18 protein-coding genes and 2 pseudogenes are annotated in these 16,516 nt (G+C 69.8%); 13 read left to right on the forward strand and 7 right to left on the reverse strand.

The annotated features are described in order from the left end of the window. Positions 1-79: 79 nt before the first annotated feature. Positions 80-1,042 carry a LysR family transcriptional regulator gene (locus OG734_RS45270; protein ID WP_330293202.1) on the reverse strand — a complete coding sequence of 321 codons (963 nt, stop codon included), beginning with the start codon at positions 1,040-1,042 and terminating at the stop codon, positions 80-82. A gap of 143 nt (positions 1,043-1,185) precedes the next feature. Here OG734_RS45270 and OG734_RS48225 point away from each other — a divergent pair, with 143 nt between their 5' ends. The 5 genes and pseudogenes from OG734_RS48225 (at position 1,186) to OG734_RS45290 (ending at position 4,580) form a co-directional block, all read left to right on the forward strand. After that, positions 1,186-1,263, forward strand: coding sequence for a putative leader peptide (locus OG734_RS48225; RefSeq protein WP_359016820.1), 78 nt, complete (start codon positions 1,186-1,188; stop codon positions 1,261-1,263). A gap of 69 nt (positions 1,264-1,332) precedes the next feature. Continuing rightward, positions 1,333-1,555, forward strand: a pseudogene (locus tag OG734_RS48230) (hypothetical protein); the annotation flags it as partial. A gap of 98 nt (positions 1,556-1,653) precedes the next feature. Continuing rightward, on the forward strand, positions 1,654-2,208 hold the full coding sequence (gene ssuE, locus OG734_RS45280) for an NADPH-dependent FMN reductase (protein WP_330293203.1): 555 nt from the start codon (positions 1,654-1,656) through the stop codon (positions 2,206-2,208). Between the two features lie 5 nt (positions 2,209-2,213). Continuing rightward, positions 2,214-3,398: an SfnB family sulfur acquisition oxidoreductase gene (locus OG734_RS45285; RefSeq protein ID WP_330293204.1), complete on the forward strand. Its 1,185-nt coding sequence runs from the start codon at positions 2,214-2,216 to the stop codon at positions 3,396-3,398. Between the two features lie 36 nt (positions 3,399-3,434). Then, positions 3,435-4,580 (forward strand): LLM class flavin-dependent oxidoreductase, encoded by a 1,146-nt coding sequence (locus tag OG734_RS45290; protein WP_330293205.1) that lies wholly within the window; start codon positions 3,435-3,437, stop codon positions 4,578-4,580. Between the two features lie 88 nt (positions 4,581-4,668). On the opposite strand, the gene OG734_RS45295 is transcribed toward OG734_RS45290, so the two are convergent. After that, positions 4,669-5,430 (reverse strand): SDR family oxidoreductase, encoded by a 762-nt coding sequence (locus tag OG734_RS45295; RefSeq protein ID WP_330293206.1) that lies wholly within the window; start codon positions 5,428-5,430, stop codon positions 4,669-4,671. 101 nt (positions 5,431-5,531) lie between these two features. Between OG734_RS45295 and OG734_RS45300 the strand changes: the two genes are divergently transcribed. Next, the gene (locus tag OG734_RS45300) at positions 5,532-6,374 is read left to right on the forward strand and encodes a helix-turn-helix transcriptional regulator (RefSeq protein ID WP_330293207.1); all 843 of its coding nucleotides are present in this window, start codon (positions 5,532-5,534) and stop codon (positions 6,372-6,374) included. On the opposite strand, the gene OG734_RS45305 is transcribed toward OG734_RS45300, so the two are convergent. After that, a complete protein-coding gene (locus tag OG734_RS45305) occupies positions 6,371-7,420 on the reverse strand; it encodes an acyl-CoA dehydrogenase family protein (protein ID WP_330293208.1) in 1,050 nt (349 codons plus the stop codon). The genes OG734_RS45300 and OG734_RS45305 overlap by 4 nt on opposite strands. A 98-nt stretch (positions 7,421-7,518) precedes the next feature. On the opposite strand from OG734_RS45305, the gene OG734_RS45310 reads away from it, so the two are divergent. From OG734_RS45310 to OG734_RS45320, 3 genes are all read left to right on the forward strand, one after another. Then, a complete protein-coding gene (locus tag OG734_RS45310; protein WP_330294023.1) occupies positions 7,519-7,872 on the forward strand; it encodes a YciI family protein in 354 nt (117 codons plus the stop codon). Between the two features lie 89 nt (positions 7,873-7,961). Next, on the forward strand, positions 7,962-8,402 hold the full coding sequence (locus OG734_RS45315; RefSeq protein WP_330293209.1) for a MarR family winged helix-turn-helix transcriptional regulator: 441 nt from the start codon (positions 7,962-7,964) through the stop codon (positions 8,400-8,402). Positions 8,403-8,568: 166 nt separating this feature from the next. Further along, positions 8,569-9,894, forward strand: coding sequence for an aldehyde dehydrogenase family protein (locus tag OG734_RS45320; RefSeq protein ID WP_330293210.1), 1,326 nt, complete (start codon positions 8,569-8,571; stop codon positions 9,892-9,894). 98 nt (positions 9,895-9,992) lie between these two features. Here OG734_RS45320 and OG734_RS45325 read toward each other — a convergent pair whose 3' ends face one another. Then, the gene (locus tag OG734_RS45325; protein ID WP_330293211.1) at positions 9,993-10,643 is read right to left on the reverse strand and encodes a TetR/AcrR family transcriptional regulator; all 651 of its coding nucleotides are present in this window, start codon (positions 10,641-10,643) and stop codon (positions 9,993-9,995) included. 571 nt (positions 10,644-11,214) lie between these two features. On the opposite strand from OG734_RS45325, the gene OG734_RS45330 reads away from it, so the two are divergent. Genes OG734_RS45330 through OG734_RS45340 form a run of 3 tightly spaced genes read left to right on the forward strand, consistent with a single transcriptional unit; the run spans position 11,215 to position 12,691 of the window. After that, a complete protein-coding gene (locus OG734_RS45330) occupies positions 11,215-11,829 on the forward strand; it encodes a hypothetical protein (protein ID WP_330293212.1) in 615 nt (204 codons plus the stop codon). Then, the gene (locus OG734_RS45335; protein WP_330293213.1) at positions 11,826-12,389 is read left to right on the forward strand and encodes a DoxX family protein; all 564 of its coding nucleotides are present in this window, start codon (positions 11,826-11,828) and stop codon (positions 12,387-12,389) included. Before OG734_RS45330 ends, OG734_RS45335 begins: the two co-directional genes overlap by 4 nt. 41 nt (positions 12,390-12,430) lie before the next feature. After that, positions 12,431-12,691, forward strand: coding sequence for an NAD(P)-binding domain-containing protein (locus tag OG734_RS45340; RefSeq protein ID WP_330293214.1), 261 nt, complete (start codon positions 12,431-12,433; stop codon positions 12,689-12,691). Between the two features lie 95 nt (positions 12,692-12,786). Here OG734_RS45340 and OG734_RS45345 read toward each other — a convergent pair whose 3' ends face one another. From OG734_RS45345 to OG734_RS45360, 3 genes and pseudogenes are all read right to left on the reverse strand, one after another. Beyond that, positions 12,787-13,557, reverse strand: coding sequence for a FadR/GntR family transcriptional regulator (locus OG734_RS45345; protein ID WP_330293215.1), 771 nt, complete (start codon positions 13,555-13,557; stop codon positions 12,787-12,789). Positions 13,558-13,799: 242 nt separating this feature from the next. Beyond that, positions 13,800-14,566 (reverse strand): annotated as a pseudogene (locus tag OG734_RS48235) (SDR family NAD(P)-dependent oxidoreductase). Positions 14,567-14,649: 83 nt separating this feature from the next. Continuing rightward, the gene (locus tag OG734_RS45360) at positions 14,650-14,958 is read right to left on the reverse strand and encodes a hypothetical protein (RefSeq protein ID WP_330293217.1); all 309 of its coding nucleotides are present in this window, start codon (positions 14,956-14,958) and stop codon (positions 14,650-14,652) included. 186 nt (positions 14,959-15,144) lie between these two features. Between OG734_RS45360 and OG734_RS45365 the strand changes: the two genes are divergently transcribed. After that, positions 15,145-16,515 (forward strand): RICIN domain-containing protein, encoded by a 1,371-nt coding sequence (locus OG734_RS45365; RefSeq protein ID WP_330293218.1) that lies wholly within the window; start codon positions 15,145-15,147, stop codon positions 16,513-16,515. Position 16,516: the final 1 nt, after the last annotated feature.

Below are 16,516 nucleotides of genomic sequence, written 5' to 3' on the forward strand. Positions count from 1 at the left end.
GACTCGTCTCCTTCGGCTGTGCAGGCCTGACCGCGTCTGATGCGGTCTGCGGTTTACGCCGCGTACTCACATTGTGCTCTTATTTATCCCTTATGTGCAGGTCTGTGATGCTGAGTGACCTACTCTGCACGGTGAGTGTCCCGCCCAGCGCCCGCGCCCGGCGCACGAACACCTCGTGCAGATCGCGCGCGGCCAGTGGTACGGACTCCGCCCGGCGGCGCTGAAGTGTCAGCAGCACCTGGGTGGTGTCGTCGTCCGCGATCGGCCGGTAGGTGAGGAAGCCGCGCCGCTCCAGCGGGTCGCCGACCACGCTGAAGTCGGGCAGCACCGTCGCCCCGAGTCCCTCCGCGACCATCAGCTTGCCCATCTCGGCGCCGTCCGTGGAGTACGCGAAGGCCGCGCCGTGCCCCTCCAGCAGCCGGTGGAGGTAGCGGTGCATGACGTACCCGGAGCGCATCGCGATCAGCGGCCCGGCGAGCAGGTCGGCCACCGACACCGCCGACCGGGCCGCGAGGGGACTGTCCGGACGTAGGCACACCACGGGCCGTCCGCGCAGCAGTTCGGTGCTCTCGAAGCCGGCCGGTACGTCGTCGCCCTCCAGCTGGTTCACCAGCCCGAGGTCGAAACCGCCCTCCGTGAGCCCCCGGTGGATCTCCGCCTGCTGTACGTCGACCACCTCCACCTGTGTCAGCTCGTGTGTCGCGCGGAACTCCCGCACGGCGGGGATGAGCAGCGGCACGGTCGCCGCGTTCACCGTGCCGACGCGCACCATGCGGCTGATGCGGTGCTGTTCGCCCGCCGCGCCACGCAGCCGGTCCACCGCGTCGAGGACGTCGATGATGTGCGGCAGCAGCTCCCGGCCCTCCGCGCTCATCGTCGCGCCGGACCGTTTCCGCTCCAGCAGGTCGACCCCGAGTTCACGCTCCAGATTGCGCACGGTCTCGCTCAACGCGGGCTGCGACAGGCGGAGTTCCTCCGCCGCCCGGCGCAGCGAACCGAGCCGGGTGACCGCCGCGATGTATTCCAGCTGTTCAATACGCACCGCAGCAGAATGCGGACGTACGAGCGGCCCGTTCAAGGGTTTCCCTGTCACACCTTCGTGAAATCAGGTGGTCCGGGATGCGAGACCGGTCGGGTTTTCCTTGACTGCCCTCTTCGGCGACTGTCACGATCGATGACATGAATATGCGACTGGACCTCACGCGGCGACGGCACGTCGACCTCGCGCGCGTCTCCAGCGCCTCCTGTTGCTTCGCGGCCTGATCCCCGTCCTGATCCGCCGCGCCCGTTCCGTTTCCGCAACCGCCTGAATTTTGCCGGATTCAACTCCGGACGGGAATTGGCGTGCCCTGGCTGGAGCACGACGAGCTCCCCCAGTTCTCGGCTTCGCCCGAACCGGGAGGGGCCCATTCGCCGCTCCGAGGAGTTCATCCAGGGCCTCCGCCGGATCTGGACCGAGGACCACACCGAACTGGCCGGTGACTCCTATCGGTTGCGCGACTTCTCGGCATGCGTGAAACCGAAGCCCAACTCCCGCAGAGCGAGCCCCGGTCCGTAGCGGTCAGCGCCTCAAGCCCATCCCGCCCGCTCGCCCGGAGCGCTGCCATGAACAGGCGCCCCCGGACCCCGGAAAGCCCTCAGAAAGAGGACCCCATGGCCACCATCCTGTCCGTCTCCGGCAGTCCCTCCGTCTCGTCGCGCACCGGAAAGCTCCTGCGTCACCTGGACACCCGTCTGGTCGCCCAGGGACACAAGGTGATCCCGCTCGACGTACGCACGATCCCCGCCGAGGCCCTGCTAGGCGCAGACTTCCGGCATCCGGCGATCGTCGAGGCCACCGAGCTGTTCGCGGGCGCCGACGGTGTCGTCGTGGGCACCCCGGTCTACAAGGCGTCCTACTCCGGCGTCCTCAAGGCGCTCCTCGACCTGCTCCCGCAGTACGCCCTCACCGGCAAGACCGTGCTGCCGCTGGCCACCGGCGGCAGCACCGCCCATGTCCTGGCCATCGACTACGCGCTGCGCCCGGTTCTCAACTCCATGGGCGCCGCCCACATCGTCCAGGGCTGGTTCACCCTCGACAAGGACATCACCGCACACGAGGACGGTTCCATCTCTGTCGCCCCGGCCACCGCCGAGGCACTCACACAGGTCCTCGACCAGTTCTCGGCGGCGCTCGGCCGCTCCCCGCTCCTCGCCGCGGCGGTCTGACTCCCATGACCGCGAAAGTCATCGCCGACGAGGTGGAGGCCCTGACCGTGGCGGCGGCCCTGGCGGACGAGTTCCGCACCGGGGCCGCCGCCCGAGACGCCGAACGACGCCTTCCCCGGGCGGAGTTGGACCGCCTCTCGGTATCGGGACTGCTCGCGGTCACCGTGCCCGCCGAGTACGGGGGAGCGGACGTACGTCAGGAGACCCTGGCCGAGGTCTTCCGACTGCTCGCCTCGGCCGACGCCAGCCTCGCCCAGACCCCGCAGAGCCATTTCGCCTACGTCAATGTGATCCGTCGTCAGGGAACGCCGGAGCAAAGGGAGTTCTTCTTCGGTGAGATCCTCGCGGGGCGGCGGCTCGGCAACGCCCAGTCGGAGGCGGGCACGAAACACGTCCAGGACATCCGCACCCGCCTGGACCGGCAGCCCGACGGCTCGTTCACGCTGACCGGCGTCAAGCACTACTCCACCGGCGCCCTGTTCGCCGACTGGATCCCGGCCCTCGCCCGCACCGAGGACGACAACCTGCACGTGGCGTACGTTCCGCGCGACGCGCCCGGTCTCACGGTCGTGGACGACTGGGACGGCATGGGCCAGCGTACGACGGCCAGCGGCACCGTCCGGCTCGACGCGGTGCCCGTCCCGGCCGACCGGGTCCTCCCGCACCACCTCACCTTTCAGGGGCCCCAACTCCATGGCGCCGTAGCCCAGTTGCTGCACACGGCCATTGATGTGGGCATCGCCGGGGGTGCGTTCGCCGAGGCCGCGGAGTTCGTGCGGACCAAGAGCCGGCCCTGGTTCGAGAGCGGCGCCGAGACCGCCGCCGACGACCCGCTGCTGATCCAGCGGTTCGGTGAACTCGCCGTGCAGCTACGGGCGTCCGAGGTACTGCTGCGCGAGGCGGCCCGGGCCGTGGACGAGGCCCGCGCCGACCTCACCGACGACTCGGCGGCCGAGGCGTCCATCGCGGTGGCTGTGGCGAAGGCGCACGCGGCGACCACCGCGGTGGAGGTCACCGGTGCCCTCTTCGAGGTCGCCGGTACCCGCTCGGCCCTCAACTCCCTGAATCTGCACCGGCATTGGCGCGACGCCCGCACCCATACCCTGCACGACCCGGCCCGCTGGAAGATCCAGCACATCGGCCGCTACGTGCTGAACGGCACGAAACCGCCCCGCCACGGCCTGCTGTAGCGCGACGTGCGCTACGTTCCCGATCGGAGATCTTCGGTGTCCCTCACCTTCCACTGGTTCCTCCCCACCAACGGAGACAGCCGCCACGTCGTCGGCGGCGGTCACGGCACCCCGGCCACCGCCTTCGGACAGAACCGGCCGCCGACGGTCGCCTATCTGAGCCAGATCGCCCGCGCCGCCGAGAACCTGGGCTTCGTCGGCGCGCTCACCCCCACCGGCGCCTGGTGCGAGGACGCCTGGCTGACCACCGCCATGGTCAGCCAGCACACCGAGCGCCTGAAGTTCCTGGTCGCCTTCCGCCCCGGTTTCGTCTCCCCGACCCTCGCCGCGCAGATGGCGTCCACCTTCCAGCGCCAGTCCGGCGGACGGCTCCTCCTCAACGTGGTCACGGGTGGCGAGAGCCACGAACAGAAGGCCTACGGCGACTTCCTCGACAAAGACGACCGGTACCGTCGCACGGGCGAATTCCTCGAAGTCGTAAAGGAGTTGTGGGAGGGCAAGACGGTCAGTCTGACCGGCGAACACCTCCGGGTCGAGGACGCCAAGCTGGCCCGCGTGCCCGATCCGGTCCCCGAGGTGTACTTCGGAGGCTCCTCGCCCATCGCCGGTGAGGTCGCCGCCCGGCACGTCGACGTCTACCTCACCTGGGGCGAACCACCCGCGCAGGTCGCCGAGAAGATCGCCCGGGTCAGGGGACTGGCCGCCAAGCAGGGGCGCACCCTGCGGTTCGGCATTCGGCTGCATGTCATCACCCGCGACACCGCCGAGGCGGCGTGGGCGGAGGCGGACCGGATCCTCGCGGGCTTCGACCCGGGGACCGTACGGGACATTCAGGCGGGGCTGGCCCGCAGCGAGTCGGAGGGACAGCAGCGGATGCTCGCCCTGCACGGCGGCGGCAACCGCGACGGCCTGGAGATCCACCCCAATCTGTGGGCCGGCATCGGCCTGGTGCGCGGCGGCGCGGGCACCGCGCTCGTGGGCAGCCACGACGAGGTCGCCGACCGCATAGCCGAGTACCACGCCCTGGGAATCGACGAGTTCGTCCTCTCCGGCTATCCGCACCTGGAGGAGGCGTACTGGTTCGGCGAGGGCGTCCTGCCGCGGCTGGCCGCCCGCGGCCTGTGGCAGCACCCGTTCGCGCCGACCGCGGCCCCGGCGGCGCAGGTGCCGTTCGCGAGCTGAGCGCTTCGCGGGGGTATGCGGCTCGTTCACCACGCCCGGCGGGGGCTGGGCCCGCGCCGGGCCTACCGTGGCGAAGGCGGCTGCCGCGTCAGCGCTGGCCCACCGGGCGGACGACGATCTCGTTCACGTCGACGTCCGCCGGCTGGCCGAGGGCGTACGAGATCGCCCGGGCGATCGCGTCGGCCGGCATGGCGTTGCGCCGGTAGACGCGCATCGCGTCCTGCGCGTGCGGGTCCGAGATGTGGTCGGCGAGTTCGCTCTCGACCACGCCCGGGGAGATCGTGGTGACCCGGATGCCCGGCTCCGATTCCAGCCGCAGGCCTTCCGTGATCGCCCAGGCCGCGAACTTCGTTGCCGAGTAGACCGCCGAGGTCGGGACCACCTCGTGGGCGCCGACGGAGGCGACCGTCACGACGTGGCCGGCTCCTTGCCGCCGGAAGTGGGGAAGGACCGCCGCGATGCCGTGGAGCAGTCCCCGCACGTTCACGTCGATCATGCGGTCCCATTCGTCGACGAGTAGCGCGTCGAGTCTCGCAAGGGGCATCACACCGGCGTTGTTCACGATCGCGTCGATCCGTCCGTACTCGGCGACGGTGTCGTCGACGGCCGCGCGCACGTCGGCGGCATCGGTCACGTCGAGCCGTCGATGGCCTGCCCGGCCGCCTTCCGCACGGATGTGGGAGGACAGTGCCGCAAGGCGGTCCGTGCGCCGGGCGCCGAGGACGATCCGGTGGCCCTCGGAGGCGAGCCGCAGTGCGGTGGCCTCGCCGATGCCGCTGCTGGCACCGGTCACGAGGACGACCCGGGAGGAGGGGGTGGCCTCGGGGAATGTTGAAGTGCTTGTGGTCATGGCCCCAGACTCGGCCGCCCGCCGGGGGCGAGGAAGGTCGCCGTTCACCTGGGTGCGGCACACCCTGGATACGCTCACTCGCCGCCCCTAGCCTTGGGCGCATGGCCCCCTCACCACTCGGCGACTATCTGCGCAGCAGACGTTCGCAGCTCACCCCCGAGGCACTAGGTCTTCCCGTCTACGGAAGGCGCCGGGTCGTCGGCCTCCGGCGCGAGGAGGTGGCCATGCTCACCGGCGTCAGCGTGGACTACTACGTGCGCCTCGAACAGGGACGGGAGGTCAATCCGTCGCCCCAGGTACTCGATTCGCTCGGTGAAGTCCTGCGCCTGGACGACGACGGCCGCCAGCACCTGTACCGGCTGGCCGGGCTCAGCCCGCGACCGGAGGCGGCGGCGCCGGTGGAGGAGGCAGACGTCTCGTTGCTGGAACTCCTGCAGTCCTGGCCGGACAGTCCGGCGCTCGTCCTCGGCCGGGCGTACGACGTCCTGGCGAGCAATCGTCTGGGGGAGGCGCTCTTCCTCGGGTTCCCGTTCTCCAGGAACCTGACGCGCTCGCTCTTCCTCGACCTGGGGGCGCGCACGTTCTACCCGGACTGGCACGCCGTCGCCGAGAACACGGTCGCCGGGGTCCGCCTCGCCGACGGACTCACGCCGGGCAGCCCCCGTATCCGCGCGATCGTCGACGAACTCCGCGTGAAGAGCCCCGAGTTCGTGACGATGTGGGAGCAGCACAACGCCCGGGGGAAACGTGTCCAGTCGAAGCGGTTCACGCACCCCGAGGTCGGCCTCCTTGAACTGCGGGTGCACGTGTTCGACGTGAAAGGCGCCCCGGGGCAGGAACTCGTGGTGTACCACGCGGTCCCGGGCTCGACGAGCGCGCAGTCCCTGTCGCTTCTCGGCAGCCTCGCGGCGACCCGGCAACCGGGGCAGGCGACACGAGGCTAGGGCGAGGCGAGGAACCCCAGGTGTGCGCCCCGCACATCGGACGTCTGGCCCTGCACCAGCAGGAACAGCCCTTCGCGCGCCAGCCGTTGGGCCGGGCTGTTCAGGTCCAGCGACCGGCCGCCCCCGGCGACGATCGCCGCGGTCGTCGCCGTACGCATCAGGTCGTACGCCCGGGTCTTGAGCGCCAGCCGATCCGCCATGTGCTCCTGCGGCCGACGGTGGTCCGCGAGGGCGTACGCGGTGCGGCGCACGGCGTCGAGGCGGGTGCGCAGTGAGCGCGCGGTCGCCGTGGCGTCCGGGTGGGCGGCGAGGAGTTCGAGGGCCGCGTACGCCACCCCGAACACTGCCGGGCTCGTGTTGGCGGCCCTCGGCAGGTCGACCAGGGCGAACTTCTCACGCGGGGTACGCAGAACGACCGCCTCCTCCGGCAGCCGCAGGCCCTTCAGCTCCAGGGACACCGTACGGGCGGCCGTCAGCGCCGCCAGACGCATGGGCGGCGAGGCACGCAGCCCCGACTGTTCGCGGGCGTCGGCGAAGGCGAACACCACCTCGTCCGTGTCGGACAACCCCGCGAGCAGCATGACGTCGTTCAGCCCCCAGCCCGTGTACCAGGGCACCGTTCCGTCGAAGCGCCAGCCGCCGCGCTCGTACCCGACCCGCACCGGGACGCGAGGGAAGGAACGCAGGTGCGCGTACGCGATCCCCGAGAGCAGGGCTCCCGTCGACAGCGGGCCCAACAGGCGGTCCCGTACCGGGAACTGGGACTCCGTCAGCAGCTTCACCGGTGTGTGGTGCTGGGTCTGCACGAACCAGGTCGAGCAGCACGCCCCGGCCAGGATCTCGGCGACCTCCCGGGCCACCGCGGCGGACGCGCCCGCACCCCCGTACTCCTTCGGCGCGCTCACCCCGAGCAGCCCCGACCGCTTGATGGCCTTGATACTGCTCGCGGGCACGCCCTCCTGGTCGACCCGGCCGGCCTGTGGGGCTAGGACATCGGCGGCGAGCCGGCGGGCGACGGTGACGAGCGGGTGCGGGATGGCGGTCATGAACAAGATTCTCCCGGTGTCGCGGTGCGTTGTGCCTCTACAGAAGTGCTCCCTTCGTGTAGGAGATGGGGCAGAGCCGTGATGCCCAGGAGGACGCGATGAAGTACTACCTGCTCAGCGCGATGAAGCCGGTCGGCGAACCGTCCGCGCCCGAGACGATGGTGGAGATCAACCACAGACTGAGCGTCTTCCATGACGAGTTGCGTGAGGCCGGAGCCTGGGTCTTCGCGGGCGGACTCCACCGTCCTGACGCGGCGACCGTACTGCGGCCCCAGGGCGACGAGGTCGAGGTAATCGAGGGGCCCTACGCCGAGGACAAGGAGTTCCTCGGCGGGATCTGCCTTCTCATGGCACCCGACCTCGACACCGCGCTGGAGTGGGGGCGCAAGGCGGCACTGGCGACGACTCTGCCGGTCGAGGTCCGACCCTTCCTGGGCGAGGTGGACGACTGAGGGGTCGCCACCGTGATGGCGGGGCGGTCCCGGTGAACTCCCCGCCATCTCATACGATGTACGTATCCCCGGGACCGAGGAGCAGCAGGATGCCCACACCTTCGCAGCGTCGGCCCCAGGACCTTCTGCGGCTCCTGACGCGGGCCGAGCGGCTGGCCGCACGCCACCTCCAGCCCGTCCTGGACGAGCACGGCTGCTCGCTCGACGCCTGGCGCGTCCTCGCCCTGCTCTCCGACGGTGCCGGTCACCACATGACCGCGATCGCCGAGGCCGCCTTCCTGCCGCCGCCGACGCTGACCCGGCTGGTCGACCACCTCGTCGACCAGAACCTCGTGCACCGCCGGGTCGACGTCCACGACCGGCGGCGCATCCTCGTCCACCTCACCCCACGCGGTCAGGAGTACTGGCGCCGCCTCGATCGCCAGGTCCGCGCCGACTGGCCGCTGCTCAGCGACGGCGACGACGAACTTCTCGGCGCCCTCCTGGATCGGCTGGCCGTGACGCTCGACGGGACGACGGCCCAGGTCTGACGCCTTCATCGACGCTGACACGCACGGCGACGATCGGTCACTCACAGTCATCTTCATGTATAGGGAATATATTTTGCCGCATGAAAGGTTGGCAGGTAAGTCGAGTACATCGAGCCGGCCATCCGCGCCCGAGACCACCGCATCAGACCATCGTGAGCGAGGCACCGTGAACCACCCCACGCCCCCCGAGCAGCCCGCCGACATCGTGGCGCGCCTGCGCGCCACCTTCCGTACGGGCCGCACCAAGCCCGTCGAGTGGCGCAGGGCACAGCTCGGCCGCCTGCGCGAACTGCTCACGGAGCACGGCACGGACGTGGCCGCCGCCCTCCACGCGGACCTCGGCAAGAGCTCGGCCGAATCCTTCCGTACGGAGATCGACTTCACGATCCGGGAGATCGACCACACCCTCGAGCACCTCGACGGCTGGCTGCGCCCCGAGCCCGCCCCTGTCCCCGAGCGGCTCGGCGTCGACACCACGGCCTGGACGCAGTACGACCCGCTGGGCGTCGTCCTGGTCATCGCGCCCTGGAACTATCCGGTCCAGCTGTTGCTCACCCCGGTCGTCGGCGCACTGGCCGCAGGCAACGCGGTGGTGATCAAGCCGAGCGAACTGGCCCCCGCCACCTCCGAGATCGTGGCCCGGCTGCTGCCCCAGTACCTTGACACGGACGCGGTCGCCGTCGTCGAGGGCGGCGTCCCGGAGACCACGGCGCTGCTGGCCGAGCGCTTCGACCACATCTTCTACACCGGCAACGGCACCGTCGGCCGTATCGTGATGCGCGCCGCCGCCGAGCACCTCACCCCGGTCGCCCTCGAACTCGGCGGCAAGTCCCCGGCGTTCGTCGACACCGATATCGACGTGGACGTCGTCGCCGACCGGCTGGTCCGGGGCAAGTTCCTCAACGCCGGCCAGACCTGCGTAGCCCCCGACTACGTTCTCACCGACCCGGAGACCGCCGCCGCGCTGGAGCCCGCGCTCGCCAAGGCCGTCGAGAACCTCTTCGGCGCGGACCCGGCCACCTCCACCGAGTACGGCCGTATCGTCAACGAACGCCACTTCGACCGCCTCGGCGGTCTGCTCGACTCGGGTCGGGTCGTCACCGGCGGCGTCAAGGACCGTACGACGAAGTACATCGCGCCGACCGTCCTCGCCGACGTCGACCCCACCTCGCCCGTGATGCGGGAGGAGATCTTCGGCCCGATCCTGCCGATCGTCACGGTGGCCGGACTGGACGACGCGATCGGCTTCATCAACGACCGCGACAAGCCGCTCGCGCTGTACGTGTTCACCGAGTCCGGCACGACCCGGGAGCGGATCGCCGCCGAGACGTCCTCCGGCGCTGTCGGCTACGGTCTGCCGCTCGCCCATCTCACCGTCTCCGACCTGCCGTTCGGCGGGGTGGGGGAGAGCGGGATGGGCAGTTATCACGGCCGCTACTCGATCGAGACGTTCAGCCACCGCAAGGCGGTGCTGGCGAAGCCCCTGAGCTGAGCCGAGGTCCCGCCGGGGCGGGACGCCAATCGCCCGCGTTGCCGAGAATGACATTCTCGGCAACGCGGGCGATTCAGTGTCGGTGTGCGTGGAGTGGCTCAGGCGCCGGAGATGCCACCGAGGCAGAACTGCCACACCTCGTCGGCGGTCACCGGGTGGGCGTGGCTGTCCGAGGGGACGCCATTGGCCTGCGCGGCGAACATGACGGTCTGCATGAGGAGCGCCGCCAGCCTGCGGGGCTTGTCCGCGTGGATGCTGCCCGCCTCGGCGGCCTGCTCCAGCAGCTCGGTGAACAGGTTCAGCAGGGGCAGGTGTGCGGTGGCTACCTGGGCGGGGTGCTTGACCAGCAGCTGCAGTGCGAAGTCGCTGAACAGGGGGCGCTGGACACCGGGGTTGGGCAGCGACTGCTCGAACAGCAATTCCACCGCGATCCGGAGTCGGGGCAGCGGATCCCCGGCGCCCGAGGTGGCCTCGCGGATCTCGATCGCCGATGTGGAGAGGGCGTCTTCGAACAGGGCGAGCAGCAGTTCGTGCTTGCCGTCGAAGTGCTGGTAGAAGCTGCGCAGCGACTGCTTGGAGCGGTCGACGACCTCCTGGACGGTGAAGTCTGTGGCCCCCTTCTCCGCGATGAGTTCCTGCGCGGCGTCCAGGAAGCGCTGAACGCGCTGCTCGGCGCGCTGTTTCGCGGCGCGGGTGGATCGCTCTACGGCGCGCTGGCGCCAGGCGGGCTCTTCGGGGATGGCGGTCACTTGTAGAACGATACTGCACTTCAGCGGTAATCAGTCGAAGCTCCCTAACGAATCACGCACCGCAACTTTCGAGACCCTTACTTGCACAGAATGAGAATGTTATTCTCATCTGCATCGCGGACGTCCGGAGCAGTGCCCGCGCGGCATCGAGTCGTCGAAACGAGGGTCGTCTGACATGGCATGGGACTTTTCCACCGAGCCCGAGTTCGAGGAGAACTGGAGTGGATCAGGCGGTTCCGCGCCCAGCGGCGCGATCCTCTTTCCGGGCCGACACATGACCGGTGCCTCACGCGTCGTCGTCGACGTGGACGGCATCGCCGTGTCGGCACTGCTGTGCGAGGCACGGCAGCCGCGCGCCGTCGTCCTCGCGCTGCACGGCGGGCCGCGTTCTCGGGCTACTTCGACTACCCGGACCGGCCCCGGCTGTCCCTGCTGCGCACCGGCGAGGCCCTCGGCGTCACCGTCATCGCCATCGACCGTCCCGGGTACGGCAGTTCGGCCCCGCGCGCCGAGGAGTTCACGTCCCCGCAGCGGCGCGTCGACGTCGCCTACGGGGCCGTGGAGCGACTCCTTGCGGCCCGCCCGCCCGCGCGGCGCCGGCGTCTTCGTGCTGGCCCACTCCATCGGCAGCGAACTCGGGGTCCGCATGGCGGCCGACGAACGGCGCGGACCGGACCTGCTAGGCCTGGAACTCGCCGGCACCGGACGCCGCCAACACGACGACGCGGCCGGCATCCTCGGCGACTGGCGGCACCGGCCACCGAACAGCGGGGTGCGCGACCTGCTGTGGCAGCCGTCCCGTCTGTACGCGGACGACGTGGTCGGCGGCGCCCGCATCTCCTCGCGCTCACCCGCGTACGAGGGTTTCGTGGCCCGGAGCTGGATCGACACGTTTCCCCAGCTCGCCCCCCTTGTCCGGGTCCCCGTCCACTACACCCTCGGCGAACACGAGCGGGTATGGAGCTCCGGGCCCTCGGCGCTCGCCGACATCGCCTCCCTGTTCACCTCGTCGCCCAGGGTTGCCGTCGACGAACAGGCGGGCGGCGGACACAACTTGAGCATTGGGTTGACCTCTATGGCCTATCACCTCAAGGTGCTGTCGTTCGTGGAGGAGTGCGTGCTCGCACGCGAGGAACAGGATTCGGCGGCGGAGGTCGCCGAACGGCAGCAGGGGAGAGCAAGTTGACGAACGCGGAAGCGGTCGCGGTACTGGTCGTCAGAGTCGTCCTGGGCGTCATCATGATCGCGCACGGGCTCAACCACTGGCGGGGCGGCGGAAAGATCGAGGGCACGGCCCGCTGGTTCGGCGGGCTCGGGCTGCGGCACGGGACGCTGCAGGCATGGATGAGCGTGGTCACCGAGATCGGCGCGGGCGCGCTCCTGATCCTCGGCCTGTTCACCCCGCTGGCCTGCGCGGCGGTCGTCTCGGTGATGCTGGTCGCGGGGCTCCTAGCCCACCGGCCCAACGGGTTCTTCGTGTTCAAGGACGGCTACGAGTACGTCCTGATGCTGGCCGCGATCTGCCTGGCGCTCGGGGTACTGGGGCCCGGCAAGGTCTCCGTGGACCACGCGGCGGACATCGAGGTCACCGGCTGGGCCGGGGGCGGCATCGCGCTCGGGGTCGCCGTGGTGGCCACGGCGGGGCTGCTTGCGACGTTCTGGCGTCCCGAGCGGCCTGCGAGGACGGAGGACCCGGCAACGGAGGACCCGGCCGGCACCGGAGCGGCCGGGCAGGAGGCCGGTTGATACGGGTCGGGTTCATCGGGCTCGGGAGCCAGGGCGGGCCCATGGCACAGCGGATCGCCGACGCCGGGTTCCCGACGACGCTGTGGGCGAGAAGGCCCGCGTCGCTCACCCCGTTCGTCGGCACGTCAGCCCAACGTGCCGTATCCGCCGCCGAGTTGGCCGCCGCCAGCGACCTCGTGTGCGTCTGTGTCGGTGACGACCCGGACATCGCCGTCGGCGGTCACGGTCAGGACGGAGCCGGCCTCGCCCATGCGCACCCTCTCCTCGCACTGTCTGGTCGGTCGACCTCGGATGCTAGTTAAGGTCAGACCAAAAGTGAAGAGTGTTGTTCACGCTTACTGAAAATCTCATTCTCGTACAGGCGTGGCTCGGCCCGGGAGGGGGCAGGAGCGCCCTGTCAGTCGTCGCCCGGTTCGGGCAACTCCACCCGCTGCCGCTGGTCCACCTCGGCCGCCGCGCGGGCGAACCCGCAGACGTGCCGAGTCATCCGCCGCATCGCCGCGGGGCCGTCCTGCGCCCGGATCGCCTCGGTGATCCGGGCATGGGCACGGGTGGTGACCTCGCGGATCTCCGCGTCCATGAACTGGTCGATGTCCGTGGCGGCGTAGATCGACTGGGAGAGCGCGGTCATGAAACCGATCAGCAGCTCGTTGTCGCCGGCCTTCGCCACCGCGGTGTGCCAGCGGACGTTGGCCCGCAGAAAACGCGGAATGTCGTCGTCGGCGGTCACCAACTCGGCGTGCGCCGCGTCGAGTTCGGCGAGGTCGGCCGCCGTACGCCGCTTCGCGGCCAGTGCCGCGCACGTCGGCTCGATAGCCTCGCGTGTCTCGTGCAGCGCCTCAAGGCGGATCTGCTGGCCCCGGATGACCAGCCGTACCGTGTTCGCCACCGACTCGTGGCCCGGTCGGTGCACGAAGGCACCGCCGCCGCGCCCCGGCCTGATCCGCACCAGCCGTTCGACTTCGAGGATGCGCAGCGCCTCGCGCACCGTCGCCCGGCTCAGCCCCGTCTGCTCGACCAGCTGACGCTCCGGCGGCAGCGCCATGCCCTCGGTGAACTCGCCGGAGAGGATCCGCTCACGCACCTCGGCGGCCAGCACGTCCGACGCCTTGGGCACCCTCACCACGTCGAAGCGCGGGTCACTGGCGGAATGTCCGGCGCTCTGCACGGGTCAGGCCTCTCGTCGACGACACCACTTCGGCCGGACCATTCAATACGGGACCCGCGCTGCCTGTCACACGACAAGTCGCCTCGCCTGTCACCTTCACCGCCCCGCACGATCGGGTAAGTGCGTTCTGCGCGTTGCGAGAACCAAGCGCGTACATCGTGTCGAGCGAGAGTCCAGCTGACACACGCAACCTTGCTCTGCTGTCCCGAACCGGGCTGGTTCCAACTCGGCTGGGGGAGGGTTCACATGACCAGACCCCCGTCCACCGGCAGCACCTGCCCGGTGATGAACGACGCGGCGTCCGAGGCGAGGAAGACGAAACTCCCGGCGATCTCCTCGGGCGCCGCCCAGCGGCCCAGCGGGATGCGCGCGAGCATGGGCGCCGCGAACTTCTCGTTGGTGCGGATCGTCTCCGTCATCGGCGTCGCGGCGAGCGGGGCCAGCGCGTTCACCAGGATCTGCCGGCGCGCCAGTTCACGCGCAAGTGACTTCGTGAGACCGATGATGCCCACCTTCGCCGCAGAGTAGTTCACCTGGCCGAGCGTCCCGACGAGACCGGCCGACGACGTGACGTTGATGATCCGCCCCTTGCCGTCCTCCGGGAGGTAGGGCAGCGCCGCCTGGGAGGTGTGGAAGGTCCCATCAGATGGATGTCGACGATCCGCCGGAAGTCGTCCTCCGCCAGATTGTCGAACATGGCGGGCGCGGTGACTCCCGCGTTGTTGACGACGATGTGGAGTGTCCCGTCCGCCAGTTCGGCCGCCCGCGCCGCTGCGGCATCTGCGGCGGCCCGGTCCCGTACGTCGAGGGCTGCGCTGTCCGCCGTCAGACCGGCGGCGCGGAAGTTCCCGGCGACGGCGGCAGCCGCTTCCCCGTCCACGTCCGTCACGAGCACGGCGGCACCGGCGCGGGCGAGCGCCTGGGCGACGGCGGCCCCGATACCGCCCGCCGCTCCGGTGACCAGAGCCGACCGGCCGGTGAGATCGAACAGTCCGCTGTTGTCGTTCATGACCGACTCCCCGTCATCAGGATCATCAGGCTTCTGGCAAGCGATAACCGATGGACCATCAACCGACGCACCATCAGCGATGGTCAGTAACTCCTCGGCAGCCCCAGCACATGGGAGCCGAGATAGCTGAGGATCATTTCCTGGCTGATCGGTGCGATCCGCATCGCTCCGGAAGCAGCGTGGCCTCGGTGATGCCGAGCCCGTGGCCGCCGTGCTCCTCGGGGATGGTGAGCCCCAGCCAGCCAGCCGCCGCGCGCGACGACGTCGTAGAACTCGGCCGGGAACTCGTGGTCCCGGTCCTTCTCCATCCAGTACCGGTCGTCGAAGTCGCGCAGCAGCCCGGCGACGGCCTTGCGGATCGTTTCCTGATCCTCGGTCAGCTCGAAGTCCACAGTTCGAACGCCTCCCGCAGCCTCGGTGGCGTCGAAACATATCAAAGGTCAGACCGAAGTAGTAGACGGGTTCCGGTGGTTGAGGTGCGGGTGTGCCGGGTGTGCTGACTTCATGCCGGGCTTCGTGATGTCATGCCCCTGCCGATCGAGTCATCGAGTCGCCGAGTTCATGAAGGGCCCCCGTAAATGCGAACCCCCCGCACCGCTCTGCTCACGGCAACAGCCGCACTGGCAGCGGTAGTTGTCGCCCCCGCGCCGCCCGCCCTGGCCGCCCCGGTTCCGGCCGCCGGCGCCTACTACGTCCAGAGCGCCACCACCGGACTCAACGCCGCCGACGACGCCGGAGCCGTCGAACAGCACAGACCCAAGGGCAACGAGGACCACCAGCAGTGGACCCTGCGCGCGAGCGGAACCTCGTACCTCCTGGAGAGCGTCGACACCGCGGGCAGCTGTCTCGGCCGCTCCGGTGACCAGGTCAGGACCGTCGCCTGTACGAGCGCCGACGCGGCCTGGGAGATCACCCCCTCCGGCACCGACCAGTACACCCTCAAGGCCCCGGGAACCACCCGCTATCTGACGGTCGCCGCCAAGCCGTCCGGCGCCAACTACCCCGACCAGCTGGCCATCGGCGGCTCGGGCAGCCTGGCCGCCTGGTACCTCACCCCGGTCGCCACCACCGTCGCCCCGATGCCGTCCGCCGACCAACGGACCCTGGACCAGGTCACGTTCCTCACTGCCCACAACGCCTACGCCAACGGCGTCGACGGCGGTTTCGCCCCGCCCTTCGTCAACCTCGTCCCGAACCAGGCGCGCGGCATCAACCAGCAACTCACCGACGGTGTACGGGGGTTCATGCTGGACATCCACCAGACCTCCGACGGCGCGATCCTCTGCCACAACAGCTGCACCCTCGTCGGCAGCCCCGTCGCCCTCTGGGTCGACCTCCAGCGGATGGTCGACTTCCTCAAGCAGAACCCCACCCAGGTCGTCACCGTCTTCCTGGAGGACTACGTCGATCCGGGCGTCCTGCGCGGTGAACTCGCCCGCGTCAGCGGCCTGTCGGACGTCCTGTACCGGCCAGACCAGACCGGCGTACGGCAGAACGGCTGGCCGAAGATCGCCGATCTCATCGCCGCCGACGACCGGCTGCTGATCTTCACCGACCACAGCCGCTCCGCCGACCAGAGTGCCGGACTCACCCGGGACACCTTCGGCGTGATGTACCAGCGCGAGTGGACCGTGGAGAACTACTGGTCAATGGGCGGCGGCCTCGGCTCCTCGGACTGGTCCTGCTACAGCCGCTGGTACGGCGCCGACTCCAACACCCCGCTGACCCGCACCGAGGGCGCCTTCAAGCCCCTCTTCGTCATGAACCACTTCCGGGACGTGGCGATCGCCTCCACGGCGACGACCGACAACACCAAACTCGCCGACCGGGCCCAGCGGTTCTGTCAGCCGGCCGCCCGCAAGAAGCCCAACTTCCTTGCCGTGGACCGCTACGACCTCGGCAACTCCTCCTCGGCGGTGGCCACGCTGAACACCTACGTCTATCCGTAAA

Source organism: Streptomyces sp. NBC_00576 (assembly GCF_036345175.1).
Classification (GTDB): domain Bacteria; phylum Actinomycetota; class Actinomycetes; order Streptomycetales; family Streptomycetaceae; genus Streptomyces.

What these genes read in the sequence shown, in the direction of transcription:
- OG734_RS48225 (WP_359016820.1), top strand. Translation starts at nt 1,186, where the DNA reads ATGCGACTGGACCTCACGCGGCGACGGCACGTCGACCTCGCGCGCGTC.
- ssuE (WP_330293203.1), top strand. Translation starts at nt 1,654, where the DNA reads ATGGCCACCATCCTGTCCGTCTCCGGCAGTCCCTCCGTCTCGTCGCGC.
- OG734_RS45285 (WP_330293204.1), top strand. Translation starts at nt 2,214, where the DNA reads ATGACCGCGAAAGTCATCGCCGACGAGGTGGAGGCCCTGACCGTGGCG.
- OG734_RS45295 (WP_330293206.1), bottom strand. Translation starts at nt 5,430, where the DNA reads ATGACCACAAGCACTTCAACATTCCCCGAGGCCACCCCCTCCTCCCGG.
- OG734_RS45300 (WP_330293207.1), top strand. Translation starts at nt 5,532, where the DNA reads ATGGCCCCCTCACCACTCGGCGACTATCTGCGCAGCAGACGTTCGCAG.
- OG734_RS45305 (WP_330293208.1), bottom strand. Translation starts at nt 7,420, where the DNA reads ATGACCGCCATCCCGCACCCGCTCGTCACCGTCGCCCGCCGGCTCGCC.
- OG734_RS45310 (WP_330294023.1), top strand. Translation starts at nt 7,519, where the DNA reads ATGAAGTACTACCTGCTCAGCGCGATGAAGCCGGTCGGCGAACCGTCC.
- OG734_RS45315 (WP_330293209.1), top strand. Translation starts at nt 7,962, where the DNA reads ATGCCCACACCTTCGCAGCGTCGGCCCCAGGACCTTCTGCGGCTCCTG.
- OG734_RS45340 (WP_330293214.1), top strand. Translation starts at nt 12,431, where the DNA reads ATGGCACAGCGGATCGCCGACGCCGGGTTCCCGACGACGCTGTGGGCG.
- OG734_RS45365 (WP_330293218.1), top strand. Translation starts at nt 15,145, where the DNA reads ATGCGAACCCCCCGCACCGCTCTGCTCACGGCAACAGCCGCACTGGCA.